Below are 1,791 nucleotides of genomic sequence, written 5' to 3'. Positions count from 1 at the left end.
CTAGGACTTCCTTCAGATTCCATCTCACGATGGACACCCTTGTCTTCGACTAGTGGTTAGCGACTAAACCTCCACAGTGGACTTTCACCACTTAGATGTATGCCATGCCCGGCACACGAAAAAGGCATATCATTACAAAATGACGTGCCTTTTTGACCCTACGAAAGTTTATAGGTACCCCTTCACCCTACAAAAGTTTAGAGGCTATTTTTTTAATTCCCTATGAAAGTTTAGAGGGCCTTTATTTACAATATGTGTAAAAAAAGAAAGGGGATATTCAATTGTCAAAGAACAATTTGTGGTGCAAAATTTGCACTTCACCAAATGAATCTATCTAAACAAGAAGTCGCTATTTTCTAAAATTCTATCTATTACAGGATGCATGACTTCTGTGTCCGACATTTTATGAATGGTGCTAACTTTATTTCCAGTATCCTTACTAGAATGACCTCAATGATACATAACTTCATCTGATGTACCATAATCTAAGATAATATAACGGTCATGGAAATCTCTAATTCTTTTGATATATAAATTGGGATATTCTCTATCAAAATTAGCTTCTTCTAATCTCTGCAATTTTGGAACGCTTTTATTTGCAGTAAAAATAGTCACATCTACATTTTCTTGCTTATGTAAGCTTCATTGGCTTCAAATCTTTGACCTTCTAAGAAAGTTATTTCTTTTACTGGAGTATCATCAATAAAGTTTTCCATGATTTTGTCTATATCACTTTTTGTTGCCATGGTATCTTTCATAATTTGTATATCCTCTTTGTTCTGCATGACCGTTGTTGTTAATTTTAAGAAGTCTGTATTATCTAGTAATTGTTTGTTTTCAACTAGATAATGTTTCATTTCTTTAAAAGATCTCATAATATAGATACTTTGTTGTGTCGCAATGTCATTTTTTAAAATCGTAGCAATCATGTACACTCCCTGTTCTGTAAATACAAAAGATAATTTTCTCTTCCCACCATGTGAACTTGAAGTCACATTTTGTGATTTCAAGTTATCCTGCTCTTCTTTGGTTAGTTGAAACATAAAATCATTTGGGAATTTTTCTATATTACGCTTAACTTGTTGATTTAATTTACTAACCTCTGTTCCATATAATTGTGCTAAATCACTATCTAACATCACTTGTTGTCCACGTATTATATGTACTAAATCTTTAAATTCTTTACCTTTGGTAATTATTTCATTCATTCAATTACCTCCCTTCATATTATATATACGAGATTTATATACAAAATTCCTAAATTTTCTTGATTTATTCTTGAGGTAACAAAATGTAACCACGATCTCAAGCAAAAAATTCTAAGATAAACCTCTTTATCACATCATTGCAACCATCTCTATATTCAATAAACTCTCTCATAGTCATAGAACAAAAATATTCTCCACTATATACTACAAGACACTGCAAAAATTCCTCTTTATAATTCTTCAAAATAACAGGTAAACATTTACCAATGTATTTCTCTACATCTTCTGTGTTCAAATATAACTGATAGAACAAATATCCAAATAAAACACAAATCAAATGAAATTCTATAACATTCAACTTAGTGCTTTTAAAATTTAAAAAAACTTTTAAATTATCAAACCTTCTTCTTTAGTCCATACCTTTTTAAACTTTAAGTAATTTACAAACAACAATAATAGCATGTTAGTGTCAAGTAAGTGTGGAATTATTACCATATAAAATTAAATCTTATATTGAAAGGTTGTGAGCGTAGCGAGCAGCCTTTCAATGTCTTGCCATGAATCCTTTTATATAATTTGATGT

1 protein-coding gene is annotated in these 1,791 nt (G+C 30.5%); it reads right to left on the bottom strand.

What is annotated here, in order from left to right; genetic code table 11:
• Positions 1-617: 617 nt before the first annotated feature.
• Positions 618-1,208, bottom strand: a complete 591-nt coding sequence (locus ACWG42_RS14900) for an ORF6N domain-containing protein (protein ID WP_455793353.1) — start codon at positions 1,206-1,208, stop codon at positions 618-620.
• Between the last annotated feature and the right edge of the window lie 583 nt (positions 1,209-1,791).

The organism is Amedibacillus sp. YH-ame10, assembly GCF_053848885.1.
This window is presented reverse-complemented; position numbering and strand designations above follow the sequence as displayed.